The following is a 16,668-nucleotide window of genomic DNA, read 5'->3' as shown; positions in this document are numbered from 1 at the left end:
GGAGCTGCACACTCCTTGGGGGCTGGATCAATTGTGGCGAGGGAGCTTGCTCCCGCTCGACGGCGAAGCCGTCGCCTGGATCAGTTCCCAGGGGACCGCTTCGCGGTCCAGCGGGAGCAAGCTCCCTCGCCACAGATCAGTGCTTGCTACCCCCAGCACAGGTCGGCGAAGCCGGGGCGGTGTCGATCTGTGCCCATTCTTCAGGGGTGTAGGTGTGCAGCGCCAACGCATGGAATTCGCCCATCAGCTCGCCCAGCGTGCCGTAGACCTTCTGGTGACGCTTGACGCGATTGAGTCCCTCGAACTGCCGGCTGACCACCACGGCCTTGAAGTGGGTCTGTAGCCCACGACTGTGCATGTGGCTTTCATCCAGCACCTGCAGGTGCTCGGGCTGCAACAGCCCGAGCGTCGATTCGATGCGTTGTTGCATGCTCATACCAGGCTCCGCTTACGGCTTTTTCTTGGCAGGGGCGGCGGCTTTTGGCTCAAGCTCGGCGGTCATGTCCTCCAGCAGCTTGTTGACCACCGGCACCGCGCTTTCAAGCTTGGCCTGGGTCAGTTGGGCCGACTGCTGGGTCAGCTGCGGCATTTTTTCCAGGACTTTCTTGCCCAATGGCGAGCGGTAGAAGGCCACCAGGTCCTTGAGCTCCGACTCGCTGAAGTTGCTGGTGTAGAGCTTGACCATGTCCGGCTTGAGCTTGTTCCAACCGATGGCCTGGTCCAGCGCGGCATTGGCCTTGGCCTGGTAGGTTTCCAGGGTGGCTTTTTTCGACTCTGGGGCTTTGGTCTGTTCAAAGCGCTGGGCAAACATTTGCTGCACTTGCATGTAGACCGGGGTACCCAGCTTGTCGGCATGGGCCAGGGTCAGGAACGCTTCGGCACTGGCGTTGTGGCTGGCGGTATCGGCAAGAACAGGGCCGCTGGCACACACCAGAGCAACTGCGGTACAGATGGCACGAAGACGGGTCATCGAGTTTCCTTTCATTAAATGCGAGGTAAAACCCCAAGGGCGACCATTCTGCGCCTAAAAAACGCCGGGGCTCAACCCCGATGCTTGCCGGGTCCGATTGACGGGCCGAACCGCCCGCCCCTAGATTGAGGGAACCGGCGCCGCCCAGCAGGGCCTAAACTGCGCATTCAGCCCTACAGGAGTTTGACCCGATGAGCCGTATCGAAACCGACAGCCTTGGCCAGGTTGAAGTCCCGGATGACGCCTACTGGGGCGCCCAGACACAGCGCTCCCTGATCAACTTTGCCATTGGCAGCGAACGCATGCCGCTGTCGGTGCTGCATGCCCTGGCGCTGATCAAGAAAGCCGCCGCGCGGGTCAACGACCGCAATGGCGACTTGCCCGCCGACATCGCCCGCCTGATCGAACAGGCCGCCGACGAAGTGCTGCACGGCCAGCATGACGACCAGTTTCCGCTGGTGGTCTGGCAGACCGGCAGCGGCACCCAGAGCAACATGAACGTCAACGAAGTCATTGCCGGACGCGCCAACGAACTGGCGGGCAACCCGCGCGGCGGCAAGAGCCCGGTGCACCCCAACGACCACGTCAACCGCTCCCAGAGCTCCAATGACTGCTTCCCCACCGCCATGCACATCGCCGCGGTGCAGGCCGTCCAGCAGCAGTTGCTGCCAGCCATCGCCGAGCTGTCCGGCGGGCTGGCGGAGCTGGCGGCGCGCCACATGAAGCTGGTCAAGACCGGTCGCACCCACATGATGGATGCCACGCCGATCACGTTTGGCCAGGAACTGTCGGCCTTCATTGCCCAGCTCGATTACGCCGAACGGGCCATTCGCGCCGCGCTGCCAGCGGTCTGCGAACTGGCCCAGGGCGGCACGGCGGTGGGCACCGGGCTCAATTCACCCCACGGCTTTGGCGAAGCCATTGCTGCCGAATTGGCGGCTCTCTCCGGACTGCCGTTCGTCACCGCGCCGAACAAGTTCGCGGCGCTGGCCGGCCATGAACCCCTGACCGCCCTGTCCGGCGCGCTGAAAACCCTCGCCGTGACCCTGATGAAGATCGCCAACGACCTGCGCCTGCTGGGCTCCGGGCCACGGGCCGGGTTCGCCGAGGTGAAATTGCCGGCCAATGAACCGGGCAGTTCGATCATGCCCGGCAAGGTCAACCCGACCCAGTGCGAAGCCTTGTCGATGCTGGCCTGCCAGGTCATGGGCAACGACGTGACCATCGGTTTCGCCGCCAGCCAGGGCCATTTGCAGCTGAACGTGTTCAAACCGGTGATCATCCACAACCTGCTGCAATCGATCCGCCTGCTGGCCGATGGTTGCAGCAACTTCCAACAGCACTGCATCGCCGGGCTCGAGCCGGATGCCGAGCAGATGGCTGCGCATCTTGAGCGCGGATTGATGCTGGTGACCGCGCTGAACCCGCACATTGGCTACGACAAGTCCGCCGAGATCGCCAAGAAAGCCTACGGCGAAGGGCTGACCCTGCGCGAGGCGGCGTTGCAGTTGGGGTATCTGACCGATGAAGAGTTCGATGCCTGGGTAAGGCCGGAGAATATGCTGGAGGCGGGTAGCCAGGGCTGATGATTGGCTACCCTCAGCGAATGTGTGTCGGACGCAAAATTTACGTCCACTGAAAATCCAATGTGGGAGCGAGCTTGCTCGCGATAGGGCCAGTCGAATCGACATCTCCATCGACGCCACGCCGCCATCGCGAGCAAGCTCGCTCCCACATTAATTTTGTGTCGGTCGCACGATCCGTTGTCCGCTTAACGCCCTACCGCCATCCGCTCGCGCCGAGCCCTGAGCCCGGCCATCAGCGAAGGCCCCAGCGCTACCAGCGCCGACCCCAATACCACCAGCACCGCCCCGCCATACCCCAGCAGATTGATCTGCTCGGCATGAACGTAGTCAGGCCACCACCAGGCAGCCAGCGCCACCGCAGCAAAGGTCACCAGTGGCGTGATCGCCAGGGTCGCGCTGACCCGCGAGGCTTCCCAATGGGCCAGCGCCTCGGCAAATGCGCCGTAGGCAATCAGGGTGTTGAGGCAGCAGGCGAGCAACAACCAGCCCTGCAGGGGGCTCAATTGCAATGCTTCCAACGGGTGCGCCCAGGGGGTGAGCAGCAACGCACAGAACAGGTAGATCACCATCATCACCTGCAACGAATTCCACACCGTCAACAGTTGCTTCTGGCCCAGGGCGTAGAACGTCCAGACCGTGGAGGCCAGCAATATCATCAAGACCCCGGCGGTGTAGTCGCTCAGGGAGGTCAACAGCTCGCCGAGGCGCTGGTTGAAAAATAGCGTAAAGCCGATCAGCAGCACTGCCAGGCCGATGCCCTGTCCCACGCTGAACCGCTCCTTGAACACAAACAGGCTGGCGACCAGCAACATGATCGGCCCCATCTGCACCACCAGCTGCGCCGTACCGGGGCTCAAGCGATTCAGGCCCATCAGGTACAGCACGTAATTGCCCACCAACCCGAGCACCGCCATCGCCACCAGCCAGCCACCACGGGGGCCGAGCACCTTGCGGCTGGGCAGGCGTCGGGTCGCCGCCAGGTAGATGAACAGCAAGCCCCCGGACACCAGCAAGCGAAACCAGGTCACGGTGACCGGGTCCATCACTTGCAACACTTGCTTGAGCTTGATCGGCAGGATGCCCCACAGCAAAGCGGTCAGCAGGGCCAGGAACAGACCATAGACCCAGCGACCGGACGATATGTGCATGCAACCCTCGAAGCCCAAGACAAAGAACCGCCATTCTAGACACGGATCGCCGAGCGACACAGGAACAGTTGGGGATTAATCATCAAGTGCAGACATGGCACATTGCCGGCCATCGGCTGGCCAAGCATGAATCGGCGGCACCACCTAAACTTGCTTCAACCTGAATCAGCCGATCTTTTGGAGCCCCTCATGCTTGGCAAACGCGCCCAGGATCCTGCCCCCACGACTATCTTTCGCAGTGATCGGATCTGTCGGGTGAACGGCGAATTTTACTTCGACACTCGGGAAGGCACCCAGGAAGGCCCGTTCGCCAACCGCGAGGCGGCGTTACAGGCGGTAGAGGCGTATATCCAGCGGATGCTGCCGTCGGACCAGATTGCCAGCTAGACACACCATTCAAATGTGGCGAGGGAGCTTGCTCCCGCTGGACCGCGAAGCGGTCCTCTGCAAGCGACGACTGCTTCGCAGCCGAGCGGGAGCAAGCTCCCTCGCCACACAAGTCCACCCTGCCCCCCGGGCCAACCAAAACCCACTGATAAGCGGTTATCTAACCGCCTCGAACAACCCCGTCGCCCCCATCCCGCCGCCCACGCACATGGTCACAATGCCGTAGCGCAGTTGCCGCCGTTGCAGCTCGCGCACCAGATGCCCCACTTGCCGCGAACCCGTCATGCCGAACGGATGGCCGATGGCAATCGAGCCGCCGTTGACGTTGTATTTCTCGTTATCGATTTCCAATCGGTTACGGCTGTACAGGCACTGGGAAGCGAAGGCCTCGTTGAGTTCCCACAAATCGATATCCGCGATCTGCAAGCCTTTGGCCTTGAGCAGCTTCGGCACTGAGAACACCGGACCGATGCCCATCTCGTCCGGCGCGCAACCGGCCACGGTAAAACCACGGAAAAACGCCTTGGGCTTGAGTCCCAGGGCCAGGGCTTTTTCCAGGCTCATCACCAGGGTCATCGAGGCGCCATCGGACAACTGTGACGAGTTGCCCGCCGTCACCGAACCGTCTTCGGCGAACACCGGCTTCAAGCCCGCCAGGCTTTCGTAGCTGGTGTCCGGACGGTTGCAATCGTCGCGATCCACCACGCCATCGAGGATCTGCACCGCGCCAGTGTTCTTGTCCTCGACGCGGTACTTGACCTTCATCGGCACGATTTCGTCATCGAACAGCCCGGCCGCCTGGGCCTGGGCAGTGCGTTGCTGGCTCTGCAAGGCGTAGCGGTCCTGCTCTTCGCGGCTGACCTGATAGCGACGAGCAACGATCTCGGCCGTCTGGCCCATGGGGAAGTAAATCCCGGGCACCTGCTCCTTGAGCAGTGGGTTGATCAGGTTGTCGGTGTTGACGCTTTTCATCGTCAGGCTGATGGATTCCACACCGCCGGCAACGATGATGTCGCTGCAGCCGGAAGCGATCTGGTTGGCCGCGATGGCGATGGCTTGCAGGCCCGAGGAGCAGAAGCGGTTGAGGGTCATGCCGGCGGTGCCGATGCCGAGTTGCGAGAGCACCGCCACGTTGCGGCCGATGTTGAAGCCCTGGGCACCTTCGTTGGAGCCGGCACCGACGATGCAATCCTCGACGCTGGCCGGGTCGATGTCATTGCGTGCCAACAAGGCATCGACACAATGGGCCGCCATGTCGTCCGGACGAGTCATGTTGAACTTGCCGCGAAACGACTTGGCCAAGCCAGTCCGTACGCTGTCGACGATCACCACTTCACGCATGGCTGCACCTCATTATTGTTGTCGGTAGGAAGTGGGCCCAGCATAGGTCCACCCTATAACCAACCGCGACAATCATTCACCTCGCGTATGCGCAATCATCGGTCTACTTCTTGCCCTTCTTCGATTTCCCAGCGTGTTTGTCGGCGCGCTCGAACGCCGCTTCCAGGGCCTGGTTGAGGGTGCGCAAGACCTTGACCCGAGCCCAGCGCTTGTCATTGGCCTCCACCAACGTCCAGGGAGAAATCTCGGTGCTGGTGCGATCCACCATGTCGCACACTGCCGCACGGTACGCTTCCCATTTATCGCGATTGCGCCAATCGTCTTCAGTGATCTTGAAGCGCTTGAACGGGATCTCCTCGCGTTCCTGGAAGCGCTGCAACTGAGTCTCCTTATCGATGGCCAGCCAGAACTTGACCACCACCACGCCAGCGTCGGCAATCTGCTCCTCGAAATCGTTGATTTCGCCGTAGGCCCGCAGCCAGTCGGCCCGGCTGCAGAACCCTTCGACCCGCTCCACCAGCACCCGGCCATACCAGGAGCGGTCGAACACGGTGAACTTGCCTCGCGCCGGAATGTGTCGCCAGAACCGCCACATGTAGGGATGGGCGCGCTCTTCTTCGGTGGGCGCGGCAATCGGCACGATGCTGTATTGGCGCGGGTCGAGGGCCGCCGCGACCCGCCGGATTGCGCCGCCCTTGCCCGCCGCATCGTTGCCTTCGAACACGGCCACCAGGGCATGGCGGCGCATGCGCTTGTCCCGCAGCAAACCGGCGAACCGCGCCTGCTCGGTAATCAGTTGGTCCTCGTAATCGGCTTTGTCCAGGCGCAGGGTCATGTCCAGGCTGTCGATCAGGGTGATCTGGTTATCCAGAGGCGGCAGTGGCGCCACGTTGACTTTTTCTGGCGTGACCTTCGGCCGATCGAGGGCCTGACGCAACCCTTCGAGCAAAATCCTCCCGACCGTGAGGCTGCGATAACAGGTGTCCACACCTTCGATCACATGCCACGACGCGTAATCACGACTGGTACGGCGCAACACCCGCTCACCGTATTTGACGAACTTGTCGTAGGTCTGGGACTGCTGCCAATCCAGCGGGCTGATGCGCCAGCTATGCAATGGATCGTCCTTGAGCCCCTTGAGCCGGGCTTTCATCTGCTTCTTGGACAGGTGAAACCAGAACTTGAAGATCAGCGCACCTTCATCGCAGAGCATTTTTTCCAGACGCTCGGCAGCATTGATTGCCTGATCCAGGCGCGGGTCCTTGATCACCCCATGCACGCGCCCTTGCAGCATCTGGCTGTACCAGTTGCCGAAGAAAATCCCCATGCGTCCCTTGGCCGGCAGCATCCGCCAGTAGCGCCAGGCCGGAGGTCGCGCCAGTTCCTCGTCGGTCTGCTGGTCGAACGTGCGGACTTCGATCAGCCGCGGGTCCATCCATTCGTTAAGCAACTTCACCGTCTCGCCCTTGCCCGCGCCTTCAACACCATTGATCAGCACGATGACCGGGAAACGCCCCTGCTGCTTCAATTCGAATTGGGCCTCGAGCAGCGCTTCACGCAGTGCCGGCACTTCGGCCTCAAAGGTGTCTTTATCGATGACGTGACCGATTTCAGCGGATTCGAACATGGGCAGCTCCTTCCAGGAATGGGGCAAGACTAGCGGATTGGACGCGGCCCGGGGCAGCAGATTCCATCAAGAACAGCGCTCTGTTGCGATGGGTCAAGCAACCGGAGACTGATCGGCTAGAATGGCCACCTTGTTTCGACCGAGCCTGCCATGACGCCCTTACAGCACCACGCCCAACTTGACTGGGATGATCAGGGTCGCCCGCGTTCGCGGGAGTTCGACGACGTGTATTTTTCCGACCAGTCGGGCCTGGAGGAAACCCGTTACGTGTTCCTTGAGCAGAACAACCTGGCCGAGCGCTTCGCTGCGCTGCCGGAGGACGGGCGGCTGGTGATCGGTGAAACCGGGTTCGGCACCGGCTTGAACTTCCTCTGCGCCTGGCAGTTGTTCGAACAGTGCGCACCGACCCGGGCGCGGCTGCATTTTGTCAGTGTCGAGAAATACCCCTTGAGCCCGCAAGACCTGCGCCGGGCCTTGGCCCTGTGGCCGCAGCTGGCACTTCAGGCTGATCAATTGCTTGAGCAGTACGTCGCGATCCACCAGGGTTTCCAGCGTCTGACGTTGGCGGATGGGCGAGTGACGCTGACCTTGTTGATCGGTGACGCCCTGGAGCAGTTGCCGCAGCTGGATGGGCAAATCGATGCCTGGTTCCTGGACGGTTTTGCGCCGGCCAGGAACCCCGACATGTGGACCGCCGAGCTGTTCGCCGAGCTGGCACGGCTGGCGGCGCCCGGCGCGACCCTCAGCACCTTTACCAGTACCGGTTGGGTGCGGCGGTTGTTGAACGCGGCGGGCTTCAAGATGAAGCGCACGCCGGGCATCGGCCACAAATGGGAAATCCTGCGCGGTGTATTTCTCGGCTGGCCGGAGCAGGTGCCAGCGGCGCTTACGGCGAAACCCTGGTACGCGCGCCCCGCTCCGTTCACCGGCGAGCGCCGGGCACTGGTGATCGGCGGTGGCCTGGCCGGTTGTGCCAGCGCCGCCAGCCTCGCCGCACGGGGTTGGCAGGTGACGCTGCTGGAGCGTCACGCCGGGTTGGCCGAGGAAGCCTCCGGCAACCCCCAGGGCGTGCTGTACCTCAAGCTTTCTGCCCACGGTACGGCGTTGTCGCAGATGATCCTCAGCGGTTTCGGCTACACCCGGCGCGTGCTGGAGCATCTGCAGCGCGGCGTTGACTGGGACGCTTGCGGCGTCTTGCAACTGGCCTTCACCCCCAAGGAAGCCGAGCGCCAGGCGCAACTGGCCGAGGCGTTCCCAGAAGACTTGCTGCATTCGCTTGATCAGCCACAGGCCGAGTCACGGGCCGGCATCGGCCTGGCCTGTGGCGGTTTGTTTTATCCCGAAGGCGGCTGGGTCCATCCCCCGGCGCTGTGTCGCTGGCAGGCCTCGGGGCCGGCGATTGACGTGCAGCCCCATCATGAAGTGCTGCAACTGCGCCGAGTCGACGGCCAGTGGCAGGCCTGGGACGGCGAACGTTGCCTGGCCAGCGCGCCCGTGGTCATCCTTGCCAGTGCCGCCGAGATCAAACGTTTCGAACCCGCCGCCGACTTGCCACTCAAGCGCATTCGCGGGCAGATCACCCGCCTGCCGCAGACCGTCCGCAGCCAGGACCTGGCGACCGTGGTGTGCGCCGAAGGCTACGTGGCCCCGCCGCGACTGGGCGAACATACCCTGGGCGCCAGTTTCGACTTCAAGAGCGACGACCTGACCCCTACCGCCGCCGAGCACGCCGGCAATCTGCAGATGCTCGAAGAAATCTCCCTGGACCTGGTGGATCGCTTCAACGCCAGCGCCCTGGATCCGCAACACCTCGAAGGCCGAGCGGCGTTCCGTTGCACCAGTCCGGACTACCTGCCGATTGTCGGCCCGTTGGCTGACAGCCAGGCATTCATCGAAGCGTATTCGGCCCTGCGCAAGGACGCTCGCCAAGTACCAGACAGCCCCTGCCCGTGGCTCGATGGCCTGTACGTCAACAGCGGCCACGGCTCCCGGGGCCTGATCACCGCGCCACTGTCGGGAGAGCTGATCGCCGCCTGGATGGACAACGAACCCCTGCCACTGCCCCGAAGCGTGGCCGAGGCTTGCCATCCGAACCGGTTTGCATTGCGGGGGTTGATTCGGGGGAAGGCTTAGCACCGACTGTCTTAAGACATGTCACAAACCCTGTGGGAGCGAGCTTGCTCGCGATAGCAGTGTGTCAGTCAACTCAGAGGCCAACTGATCCTCCGCTATCGCGAGCAAGCTCGCTCCCACAAGGGGCCGCGCAACATTCAACCCAACCCCACCCGCCTGCTTATAACGCATCGATCTAAAACTCACAGCAATCCCCTCGGTCAGTTTCAGGGTACCCGCCATTTCGGCGCGTGCAGCTTGACCCCTCCCCAACGGAAAAACCGGTAAGGACTTATGTGCGGATTAGCTGGAGAGTTACGTTTCGATCAACAACCTGCGGACCTTGCGGCCGTAGAGCGAATTACCCATCACTTGGCCCCTCGCGGCCCTGACGCGTGGGGTTTTCATAGCCAGGGCCCGATTGCCCTAGGCCATCGGCGCCTGAAAATCATGGACCTGTCCGACGGTTCGGCCCAGCCCATGGTCGACAATCAGTTGGGCCTGTCCTTGGCCTTCAACGGCGCGATCTACAACTACCCGGAATTGCGCGCCGAGCTCGAAGGCCTGGGCTACGCCTTCTATTCCGGTGGCGACACCGAAGTGCTGCTCAAGGGCTACCACGCCTGGGGCGAAGCGCTGTTGCCCAAGCTCAACGGCATGTTCGCCTTCGCCATCTGGGAACGCGATGCCAAGCGGTTGTTCATCGCCCGCGACCGCCTCGGCGTCAAGCCGCTGTACCTGTCGCGTACCGGCCAGCGCTTGCGCTTCGCCTCGGCGTTGCCGGCGCTGCTCAAGGGCGGTGACATCAGCCCGATGCTCGACCCGGTGGCCCTCAATCACTACCTGAATTTCCATGCGGTGGTCCCGGCGCCCCGCACCTTGCTGGCCGGCGTTGAAAAATTGCCGCCCGCCACCTGGATGCGGATCGAAGCCGACGGCACCACCGAGCAGAAAACCTGGTGGACCCTGCCCTACGGCCCACGGGCCGACGAACAGAATCTCAACCTGGAAGACTGGGTCGACCGCGTGCTCGACAGTACTCGGGAAGCGGTCGCCATTCGCCAGCGCGCCGCTGTGGATGTGGGTGTGCTGCTGTCCGGCGGTGTGGATTCGAGCATGTTGGTGGGGCTGTTGCGGGAAGTCGGCGTGGAAGACCTGTCGACCTTTTCCATCGGTTTCCAGGATGCCGGCGGCGAACGCGGCGACGAGTTCCAGTATTCGGACCTGATCGCCAAGCATTACGGCACCCGCCATCACCAGTTGCGCATCGACGAAAAAGAGATCATCGAGCAGTTACCGGCGGCCTTCCGTGCCATGAGCGAGCCGATGGTCAGCCACGACTGCATCGCCTTCTACCTGTTGTCCCGGGAAGTGGCCAAGCACTGCAAAGTGGTGCAAAGCGGCCAGGGCGCCGACGAGCTGTTTGCCGGCTACCACTGGTACCCGCAGGTAGACGGCGCCAGCGATCCCTATGCGGCCTATCGCGACGCCTTCTTTGACCGCAGCTACGAAGAATATGCCGCCACCGTGCAGCCCAAATGGCTGACGGCCAACGACGCCGCCGGAGACTTCGTCAAGGAGCACTTCGCCCAACCGGGGGCCGATGCCGCCGTGGACAAGGCGCTGCGCCTGGACAGCACGGTGATGCTGGTGGACGACCCGGTCAAGCGCGTCGACAACATGACCATGGCCTGGGGCCTGGAAGCCCGTACGCCGTTCCTCGACTATCGGCTGGTGGAGCTCTCGGCGCGAGTCCCGGCGAAATTCAAGCTGCCCGACGGCGGCAAGCAGGTCCTCAAGGAAGCCGCCCGACGGGTGATCCCCAGCGAGGTCATCGACCGTAAGAAAGGCTATTTCCCGGTGCCGGGCCTCAAGCACCTGGAAGGCAATACCCTGGCCTGGGTCCGCGAACTGCTGCTGGATCCGAGCCAGGATCGCGGCCTGTTCAACCCGGCCATGCTCGACCGCCTGCTGACCGACCCGAACGGCCAACTAACCCCGTTGCGTGGCTCGCGGCTGTGGCAACTGGCGGCGCTGAACCTGTGGCTCAGCGAGCAAGGAATCTGATAGATGAAACCTCATGCAACCGTTCACAACCAACGCCTTCTGCGCGGCCAGGCGCCCTCCTATGAACGCCTGCAGGCACGCCTGGCCGAAGACGGCAGCGAATTGGGCGCCGACCCGATCGCGGTGCATTGCGGCTGGGGCCGACTGCTGATCGGCCACACGTTCCCGGACCCGGCGAGCCTGGCCCAGGAACTGCTCAACGAACAGCCTGGCGAACGGGACATTGCCTTGTACGTCGCCGCGCCCCAGCAAGTGCTGGGGCTGGAACCGGCGCAGCTGTTCCTTGACCCCTCCGACACCTTGCGCCTGTGGTTCAGCGACTATCGCCAGGCCACGCGGGTGTTTCGCGGTTTTCGGATTCGCCGGGCCCAGAACGAGGCAGACTGGCAGGCCATCAACCAGCTCTACCAGGCTCGCGGCATGCTGCCCATCGATCCGCAACGACTGACCCCGCGTCATGCGGGCGGCCCGGTGTATTGGCTGGCTGAAGATGACGACACCAGCGCGGTGATCGGCAGCGTCATGGGTCTGAATCATCAGAAGGCCTTCAACGATCCGGAAAACGGCAGCAGCCTCTGGTGCCTGGCCGTGGACCCGCAATGTTCGCGTCCCGGCGTGGGCGAAGTGCTGGTGCGCCACCTTGTCGAGCATTTCATGAGCCGTGGCCTGAGTTACCTCGACCTCTCGGTGTTGCACGACAATCGCCTGGCGAAAAGCCTCTATGCCAAGCTCGGTTTCCGCAACTTGTCGACCTTCGCCATCAAGCGCAAGAACGGCATTAACCAGCCGCTGTTCCTGGGGCCTGGGCCCGAGGCGTCGTTCAATCCGTATGCGCGAATCATTGTCGAGGAGGCCCATCGTCGAGGCATCGAAGTGCAGGTGGACGACGCTGAGGCTGGGTTATTCACCTTGGTTCACGGTAGCCGGCGGGTGCGGTGCCGCGAATCCTTGAGCGACCTGACCAGCGCCATCAGCATGACTTTGTGCCAGAACAAAAGCCTGACCCATAAGGCGCTGAAAAGCGCTGGCCTGAACCTGCCGGCCCAACAGCTGGCGGGCAATGCCGATGACAACCTGGCATTTCTCGATGAACACGAGCGAGTGGTGGTCAAGCCCCTGGACGGTGAACAGGGCCAAGGCGTGGCGGTGGATCTGCGCACCATCGAGGATGTGCAGAGTGCCATCGAAGCGGCCCGGCAGTTCGACAGCCAGGTGTTGTTGGAAAGTTTTCATGAAGGGCTCGACCTGCGGATCCTGGTGATCGGCTTTGAAGTGGTGGCCGCGGCGATCCGCCGTCCGGCGGAGGTGATCGGCGATGGCCGGCACACCATCGGCGCGCTGATCGAAGCCCAGAGCCGTCGCCGACAAGCCGCCACGGACGGCGAAAGCAAGATCCCGATGGACGCCGAGACCCAGCGCACGCTGAGCGCGGCGGGGTTTGACTACGACAGCGTCCTGCCGGCCGGAAAACACCTGTTCGTACGGCGGACGGCGAACCTGCATACCGGCGGTGTCCTGGAGGACGTCACCGGGATCCTTCATCCGACGCTTGCCGAAGCGGCGGTGCGCGCTGCGCGGGCACTGGACATTCCCATGGTCGGCCTCGACTTGCTGGTGCCGGCGGCTGATCAACCCGAGTACGTGTTCATCGAAGCCAACGAACGCGCCGGCCTGGCCAACCACGAACCGCAGCCCACCGCCGAACGCTTTGTGGATCTGTTGTTTCCCCATAGCCAGGCGGTGGCCTAGTAGAGGTGTAGTGCCTGAACAGCCCTCATCGCGAGCAAGCTCGCTCCCACAGAGGTCCTACGGTGAACACAAAATGTGTAAACACCAGAAACCCCATGTGGGAGCGAGCTTGCTCGCGATGAGGCCAGTTCAGGCACCCTCATTCAACAGTCGGACACTCTCATCGAAACCATCGATGTGCTCAACCCATCAGGAGTTTCCATGATCAGCAAAATTCCCGAACCGAATCTCGAATACCTGCAAAAAGTCCTGCTGGAAATGCTCGCCATTCCCAGCCCTACCGGCTTCACCGACACCATCGTGCGCTACGTTGCCGAGCGGCTCGAAGAACTGGGTATTCCTTTCGAAATGACCCGGCGCGGCACGATCCGCGCCACCCTCAAAGGTCGCAAAAGCAGCCCCGACCGGGCCGTGTCGGCCCACTTGGACACCATCGGCGCTTCCGTGCGGGCCATCAAGGACAACGGTCGCCTGATCCTGGCCCCGGTGGGCTGCTGGTCGAGCCGGTTTGCCGAAGGCAGCCGGGTCAGCCTGTTTACCGACACCGGGGTGATTCGCGGCAGCGTCCTGCCGTTGATGGCGTCCGGGCACGCGTTCAATACCGCGGTGGATGAAATGCCCATCAGTTGGGACCACATCGAACTGCGCCTGGACGCCTACTGCACCACCCGCGCCGATTGTGAAACCCTGGGGGTGGGCATCGGCGATTACGTAGCCTTCGATCCCTTGCCCGAGTTCACCGAGAGCGGCCACATCAGCGCCCGGCACCTGGACGACAAGGCCGGGGTTGCGGCACTGCTGGCGGCGCTCAAGGCGATTGTCGACAGCGGCGAAGAGCTGCTGATCGATTGCCACCCGCTGTTCACCATCACCGAGGAAACCGGCAGTGGTGCGGCGGCCGCGCTGCCTTGGGACGTCAGTGAATTCGTCGGCATCGACATTGCGCCCGTCGCACCCGGCCAGCATTCGAGCGAACATGCGGTCAGCGTGGCCATGCAGGATTCCGGTGGCCCTTATGACTATCACCTGTCGCGGCACTTGCTGAAACTGGCCAAGGAGAACGAACTGCCGGCCCGCCGCGACCTGTTTCGCTATTACTTCAGCGACGCCCACTCAGCCGTCACCGCCGGCCACGACATCCGCACCGCCCTGCTCGCCTTTGGCTGCGACGCCACCCACGGCTATGAACGCACCCACATCGACAGCCTGGCCGCCCTCAGCCGCCTGTTGGGTGCGTACATCCTCAGCCCACCGGTGTTCGCCAGCGACGCGCAACCGGCCCAGGGTTCCCTGGACCGCTTCAGTCATCAGATCGAACACGATACGCAGATGGAAAGCGATACCCGGGTGCCATCGGTGGACAGCTTGATTGGGCAGCGGTCGGATAGCTGATCCAGATTTTTCAGCGTTTGCACGATAGTCATCGCGAGCAAGCTCGCTCCCACAGTGATCTCTATTGAACGCAAATTTTGCGTCAGCTACAGATCTACTGTGGGAGCGAGCTTGCTCGCGATGGCACCAGAAAAGCCCCCACAGAACTCAGGCTAGCCGCAAAAGCCCATTGGCCGTAGCATCGCGTTATTGTCTAGCCGAGGTACACCATGCTGATCCCCCACGACCAACTCGAAGTCGACACGCTCACCCGCCTGATCGAGGATTTCGTGACCCGCGATGGCACCGACAATGGCGACGACACGCCCTTGGAAACGCGGGTATTGCGGGTCAGGCAGGCCTTGACCAAAGGCCAGGCGTTGATCGTCTTCGACCCCGACAGCGAGCAGTGTCAACTGATGCTCAAGCACGATGTGCCCAAGCATCTATTCGACTGAACACGCCTTGCGAGCGGCGTTGGCCTTTTTTTTCTGGATCTTTTCGTAGATTTCAAAGCGATGAACATCGATATGCCGAGGCGCCTCCACGCCAAAACGTACCGTGCTGCCGCTGACCGACAGCACCCGGACGGAAATGTCATCACCGATGGAAATCAACTCACCCACTGCGCGGCTTAATACAAGCATGGTTCTTGTCCTTAAGATTGTCTGGACCTCGACCATGCCCGGCCTGTTGCGTGTTCTCAAGGCTGCCGCAAGAATTCAGTAACCCCCTACAACCAAAGCGCTGGTGACTGAAGGAAACGTCCTGCAAAACCTGGTCGAACCGCGTTTTTTTTCAAGAGGCCGAAAATCGCGGGCCGAACAGAATTACACTGGCCCCGAGCACACAGAGCGCTACACCGATCCAGTCGGAACCCAGCGGCCGCACGCGTTCGATCACCGCCAGCCAGCCGATCGAAGCAATGATATAGATGCCACCATAAGCGGCGTAGGCGCGACCGGCGTAGGTCGCTTCGATGCGCGTCAGCAACAGCGCGAACAACGTGAGGCTAATCAGCGCCGGGGCGATCCACCAGGCGCTCTTGCCCTGGCGCAGCCACATCCAGAAGGCATAGCAACCGGCGATTTCAAATAGCGCGGCGAGTAAGAACCATAGGTAATTGAGCATGGGAAGGTCCATCAGGAAGGCCGAATGGCGCCATCCTGAGGACACCGGGCATTCAGGTCAACTCGGGTTCTGTCGGGCCTTGGCGCGCATCTTGTCGGCCATGACGGTCATTTCGTCGTACAGCAACTGCGGGTTCTTCTGCTTGAGGGCCCAGGCCATGCGGCCCTGCTCGTGGGGCAGGATCATGAACTGGCCTTCGGCGACCTGCTGGTAGATGTAATCGGCGATGTCGGTGGCCGTGATCGGGGAGCTTTCCAGCAATTTGCCCACCTGGGCTTTCATGGCCGGGGTCGGGCCGCGGAACGAGTCCAGCAGATTGGTCTGGAAGAACGACGGACACACCACATGGACGCCGATCTCCTGCTGTGCGAGCTCGATCAGGAGGCTTTCCGACAACGCGACGACACCGGCCTTGGCCACGTTGTAGTTGCTCATGGCTGGGCCCTGCATCAAGGCGGCCATGGAGGCGATATTGATAATCTTGCCATGGCTTTTTTCCAGTAACGGCAAGAACGCCTTGCAGCCCTTGACCACCCCCATCAGGTTGATCGCGATCTGCCAGTCCCAATCTTCCAGGGAGAGTTCGTTGAAAAACCCGCCCGAAGCCACCCCAGCGTTGTTGACGATAATGTCGATGCCGCCAAACTTCTCTTCACAAGCCTGGGCGAACGCGGTCAGTTGGCTGTAGTCACGCACATCGCAACGCTGGATGAAGCCCTCGCCTCCGGCTTCACGCACCAGTTTGAGGGTTTCCTTGAGGCCAGGTTCACTGACATCCGACAAGGCCAGCCGCCAGCCTTCGCGGGCCCAGCGCAGCGCGATTTCGCGACCCAGGCCAGAGCCGGCACCGGTGATCATCATGCGATTTTGCATAGGAAACAGCCTTGTTGTTCCGGGAGAGATGGGCCGAGTGTAGCGAAGGACCTGGCCGGACCCACGCTCCATCAGAGTGCTGAATGGCGGGGGCAAACCGTAATAGGTTGTGGCCCGCATACGTGGCGAGGGAGCTTGCTCCCGCTGGGCTGCGAGGCGGCCCCAGGATTTTTGCGGTCGCTGCGCAACCGAGCGGGAGCAAGCTCCCTCGCCACCGGGTGTTCGGTGCCGCCTTCGGCCCCTAGGCCAAACAACAAAAAACTTTGAATTTTTTACAGGACGTTACGGTCGGACTTATTAAGCCGC

General features: G+C 62.3%; 15 protein-coding genes. 7 read left to right on the top strand and 8 right to left on the bottom strand.

All coding sequences use genetic code 11. The features are described 5' to 3' along the window. Positions 1-136 precede the first annotated feature (136 nt). Both QNH97_RS07955 and QNH97_RS07950 read right to left on the bottom strand, forming a co-directional pair. Entirely contained in the window at positions 137-436 is a 300-nt protein-coding gene (locus QNH97_RS07955; RefSeq protein WP_283556345.1) for a BolA family protein, read from the bottom strand. Positions 437-448: 12 nt separating this feature from the next. Further along, a complete protein-coding gene (locus QNH97_RS07950; protein WP_283556344.1) occupies positions 449-970 on the bottom strand; it encodes a DUF2059 domain-containing protein in 522 nt (173 codons plus the stop codon). A 191-nt stretch (positions 971-1,161) separates the two neighbouring features. Between QNH97_RS07950 and QNH97_RS07945 the strand changes: the two genes are divergently transcribed. After that, positions 1,162-2,556 carry a class II fumarate hydratase gene (locus tag QNH97_RS07945; RefSeq protein WP_283556343.1) on the top strand — a complete coding sequence of 465 codons (1,395 nt, stop codon included), beginning with the start codon at positions 1,162-1,164 and terminating at the stop codon, positions 2,554-2,556. Between the two features lie 185 nt (positions 2,557-2,741). On the opposite strand, the gene QNH97_RS07940 is transcribed toward QNH97_RS07945, so the two are convergent. Then, a complete protein-coding gene (locus QNH97_RS07940; RefSeq protein ID WP_283556342.1) occupies positions 2,742-3,704 on the bottom strand; it encodes a DMT family transporter in 963 nt (320 codons plus the stop codon). A 189-nt stretch (positions 3,705-3,893) separates the two neighbouring features. Between QNH97_RS07940 and QNH97_RS07935 the strand changes: the two genes are divergently transcribed. After that, a complete protein-coding gene (locus QNH97_RS07935; protein ID WP_283556341.1) occupies positions 3,894-4,091 on the top strand; it encodes a DUF6316 family protein in 198 nt (65 codons plus the stop codon). Between the two features lie 156 nt (positions 4,092-4,247). On the opposite strand, the gene QNH97_RS07930 is transcribed toward QNH97_RS07935, so the two are convergent. Beyond that, positions 4,248-5,432, bottom strand: coding sequence for a thiolase family protein (locus QNH97_RS07930; protein WP_283556340.1), 1,185 nt, complete (start codon positions 5,430-5,432; stop codon positions 4,248-4,250). 103 nt (positions 5,433-5,535) lie between these two features. After that, positions 5,536-7,059 carry a polyphosphate:AMP phosphotransferase gene (pap, locus tag QNH97_RS07925; RefSeq protein WP_283556339.1) on the bottom strand — a complete coding sequence of 508 codons (1,524 nt, stop codon included), beginning with the start codon at positions 7,057-7,059 and terminating at the stop codon, positions 5,536-5,538. A gap of 150 nt (positions 7,060-7,209) precedes the next feature. On the opposite strand from pap, the gene mnmC reads away from it, so the two are divergent. The 5 genes from mnmC (at position 7,210) to QNH97_RS07900 (ending at position 14,816) form a co-directional block, all read left to right on the top strand. Then, complete coding sequence (gene mnmC, locus QNH97_RS07920; protein WP_283556338.1) at positions 7,210-9,192, top strand: bifunctional tRNA (5-methylaminomethyl-2-thiouridine)(34)-methyltransferase MnmC2/FAD-dependent 5-carboxymethylaminomethyl-2-thiouridine(34) oxidoreductase MnmC1; 1,983 nt, start codon at positions 7,210-7,212, stop codon at positions 9,190-9,192. 273 nt (positions 9,193-9,465) lie between these two features. Then, positions 9,466-11,238: an N-acetylglutaminylglutamine amidotransferase gene (locus QNH97_RS07915; protein ID WP_283556337.1), complete on the top strand. Its 1,773-nt coding sequence runs from the start codon at positions 9,466-9,468 to the stop codon at positions 11,236-11,238. 3 nt (positions 11,239-11,241) lie between these two features. Next, complete coding sequence (gene ngg / locus QNH97_RS07910; protein WP_283556336.1) at positions 11,242-12,987, top strand: N-acetylglutaminylglutamine synthetase; 1,746 nt, start codon at positions 11,242-11,244, stop codon at positions 12,985-12,987. A 201-nt stretch (positions 12,988-13,188) separates the two neighbouring features. Further along, a complete protein-coding gene (locus QNH97_RS07905; RefSeq protein ID WP_502944515.1) occupies positions 13,189-14,379 on the top strand; it encodes an osmoprotectant NAGGN system M42 family peptidase in 1,191 nt (396 codons plus the stop codon). Between the two features lie 209 nt (positions 14,380-14,588). Beyond that, entirely contained in the window at positions 14,589-14,816 is a 228-nt protein-coding gene (locus QNH97_RS07900; protein ID WP_025212539.1) for a YheU family protein, read from the top strand. On the opposite strand, the gene csrA is transcribed toward QNH97_RS07900, so the two are convergent. The 3 genes from csrA to QNH97_RS07885 all read right to left on the bottom strand — a co-directional run bounded on the left by csrA (position 14,805) and on the right by QNH97_RS07885 (position 16,362). Next, entirely contained in the window at positions 14,805-15,005 is a 201-nt protein-coding gene (gene csrA, locus QNH97_RS07895; protein WP_283556335.1) for a carbon storage regulator CsrA, read from the bottom strand. The two genes, QNH97_RS07900 and csrA, sit on opposite strands and share 12 nt — an antisense overlap. A gap of 151 nt (positions 15,006-15,156) precedes the next feature. Next, positions 15,157-15,489 (bottom strand): YnfA family protein, encoded by a 333-nt coding sequence (locus tag QNH97_RS07890; RefSeq protein WP_283556334.1) that lies wholly within the window; start codon positions 15,487-15,489, stop codon positions 15,157-15,159. A gap of 57 nt (positions 15,490-15,546) precedes the next feature. After that, on the bottom strand, positions 15,547-16,362 hold the full coding sequence (locus QNH97_RS07885) for an SDR family oxidoreductase (protein WP_283556333.1): 816 nt from the start codon (positions 16,360-16,362) through the stop codon (positions 15,547-15,549). Positions 16,363-16,668 lie beyond the last annotated feature (306 nt).

Source organism: Pseudomonas sp. G2-4 (assembly GCF_030064125.1).
Lineage (GTDB): Bacteria > Pseudomonadota > Gammaproteobacteria > Pseudomonadales > Pseudomonadaceae > Aquipseudomonas.
The sequence above is the reverse complement of the archived record's forward strand: the minus strand, read 5'-3'. Positions and strand labels throughout refer to the sequence as shown.

Bases quoted from the DNA above. Each gene is read 5' to 3' on its own strand.
- QNH97_RS07930 (WP_283556340.1), bottom strand. From the start codon at position 5,432: ATGCGTGAAGTGGTGATCGTCGACAGCGTACGGACTGGCTTGGCCAAG.
- QNH97_RS07950 (WP_283556344.1), bottom strand. From the start codon at position 970: ATGACCCGTCTTCGTGCCATCTGTACCGCAGTTGCTCTGGTGTGTGCC.
- mnmC (WP_283556338.1), top strand. From the start codon at position 7,210: ATGACGCCCTTACAGCACCACGCCCAACTTGACTGGGATGATCAGGGT.
- QNH97_RS07890 (WP_283556334.1), bottom strand. From the start codon at position 15,489: ATGCTCAATTACCTATGGTTCTTACTCGCCGCGCTATTTGAAATCGCC.
- pap (WP_283556339.1), bottom strand. From the start codon at position 7,059: ATGTTCGAATCCGCTGAAATCGGTCACGTCATCGATAAAGACACCTTT.
- QNH97_RS07900 (WP_025212539.1), top strand. From the start codon at position 14,589: ATGCTGATCCCCCACGACCAACTCGAAGTCGACACGCTCACCCGCCTG.
- QNH97_RS07940 (WP_283556342.1), bottom strand. From the start codon at position 3,704: ATGCACATATCGTCCGGTCGCTGGGTCTATGGTCTGTTCCTGGCCCTG.
- csrA (WP_283556335.1), bottom strand. From the start codon at position 15,005: ATGCTTGTATTAAGCCGCGCAGTGGGTGAGTTGATTTCCATCGGTGAT.
- ngg (WP_283556336.1), top strand. From the start codon at position 11,242: ATGAAACCTCATGCAACCGTTCACAACCAACGCCTTCTGCGCGGCCAG.
- QNH97_RS07885 (WP_283556333.1), bottom strand. From the start codon at position 16,362: ATGCAAAATCGCATGATGATCACCGGTGCCGGCTCTGGCCTGGGTCGC.
- QNH97_RS07945 (WP_283556343.1), top strand. From the start codon at position 1,162: ATGAGCCGTATCGAAACCGACAGCCTTGGCCAGGTTGAAGTCCCGGAT.
- QNH97_RS07915 (WP_283556337.1), top strand. From the start codon at position 9,466: ATGTGCGGATTAGCTGGAGAGTTACGTTTCGATCAACAACCTGCGGAC.
- QNH97_RS07935 (WP_283556341.1), top strand. From the start codon at position 3,894: ATGCTTGGCAAACGCGCCCAGGATCCTGCCCCCACGACTATCTTTCGC.
- QNH97_RS07905 (WP_502944515.1), top strand. From the start codon at position 13,189: ATGATCAGCAAAATTCCCGAACCGAATCTCGAATACCTGCAAAAAGTC.
- QNH97_RS07955 (WP_283556345.1), bottom strand. From the start codon at position 436: ATGAGCATGCAACAACGCATCGAATCGACGCTCGGGCTGTTGCAGCCC.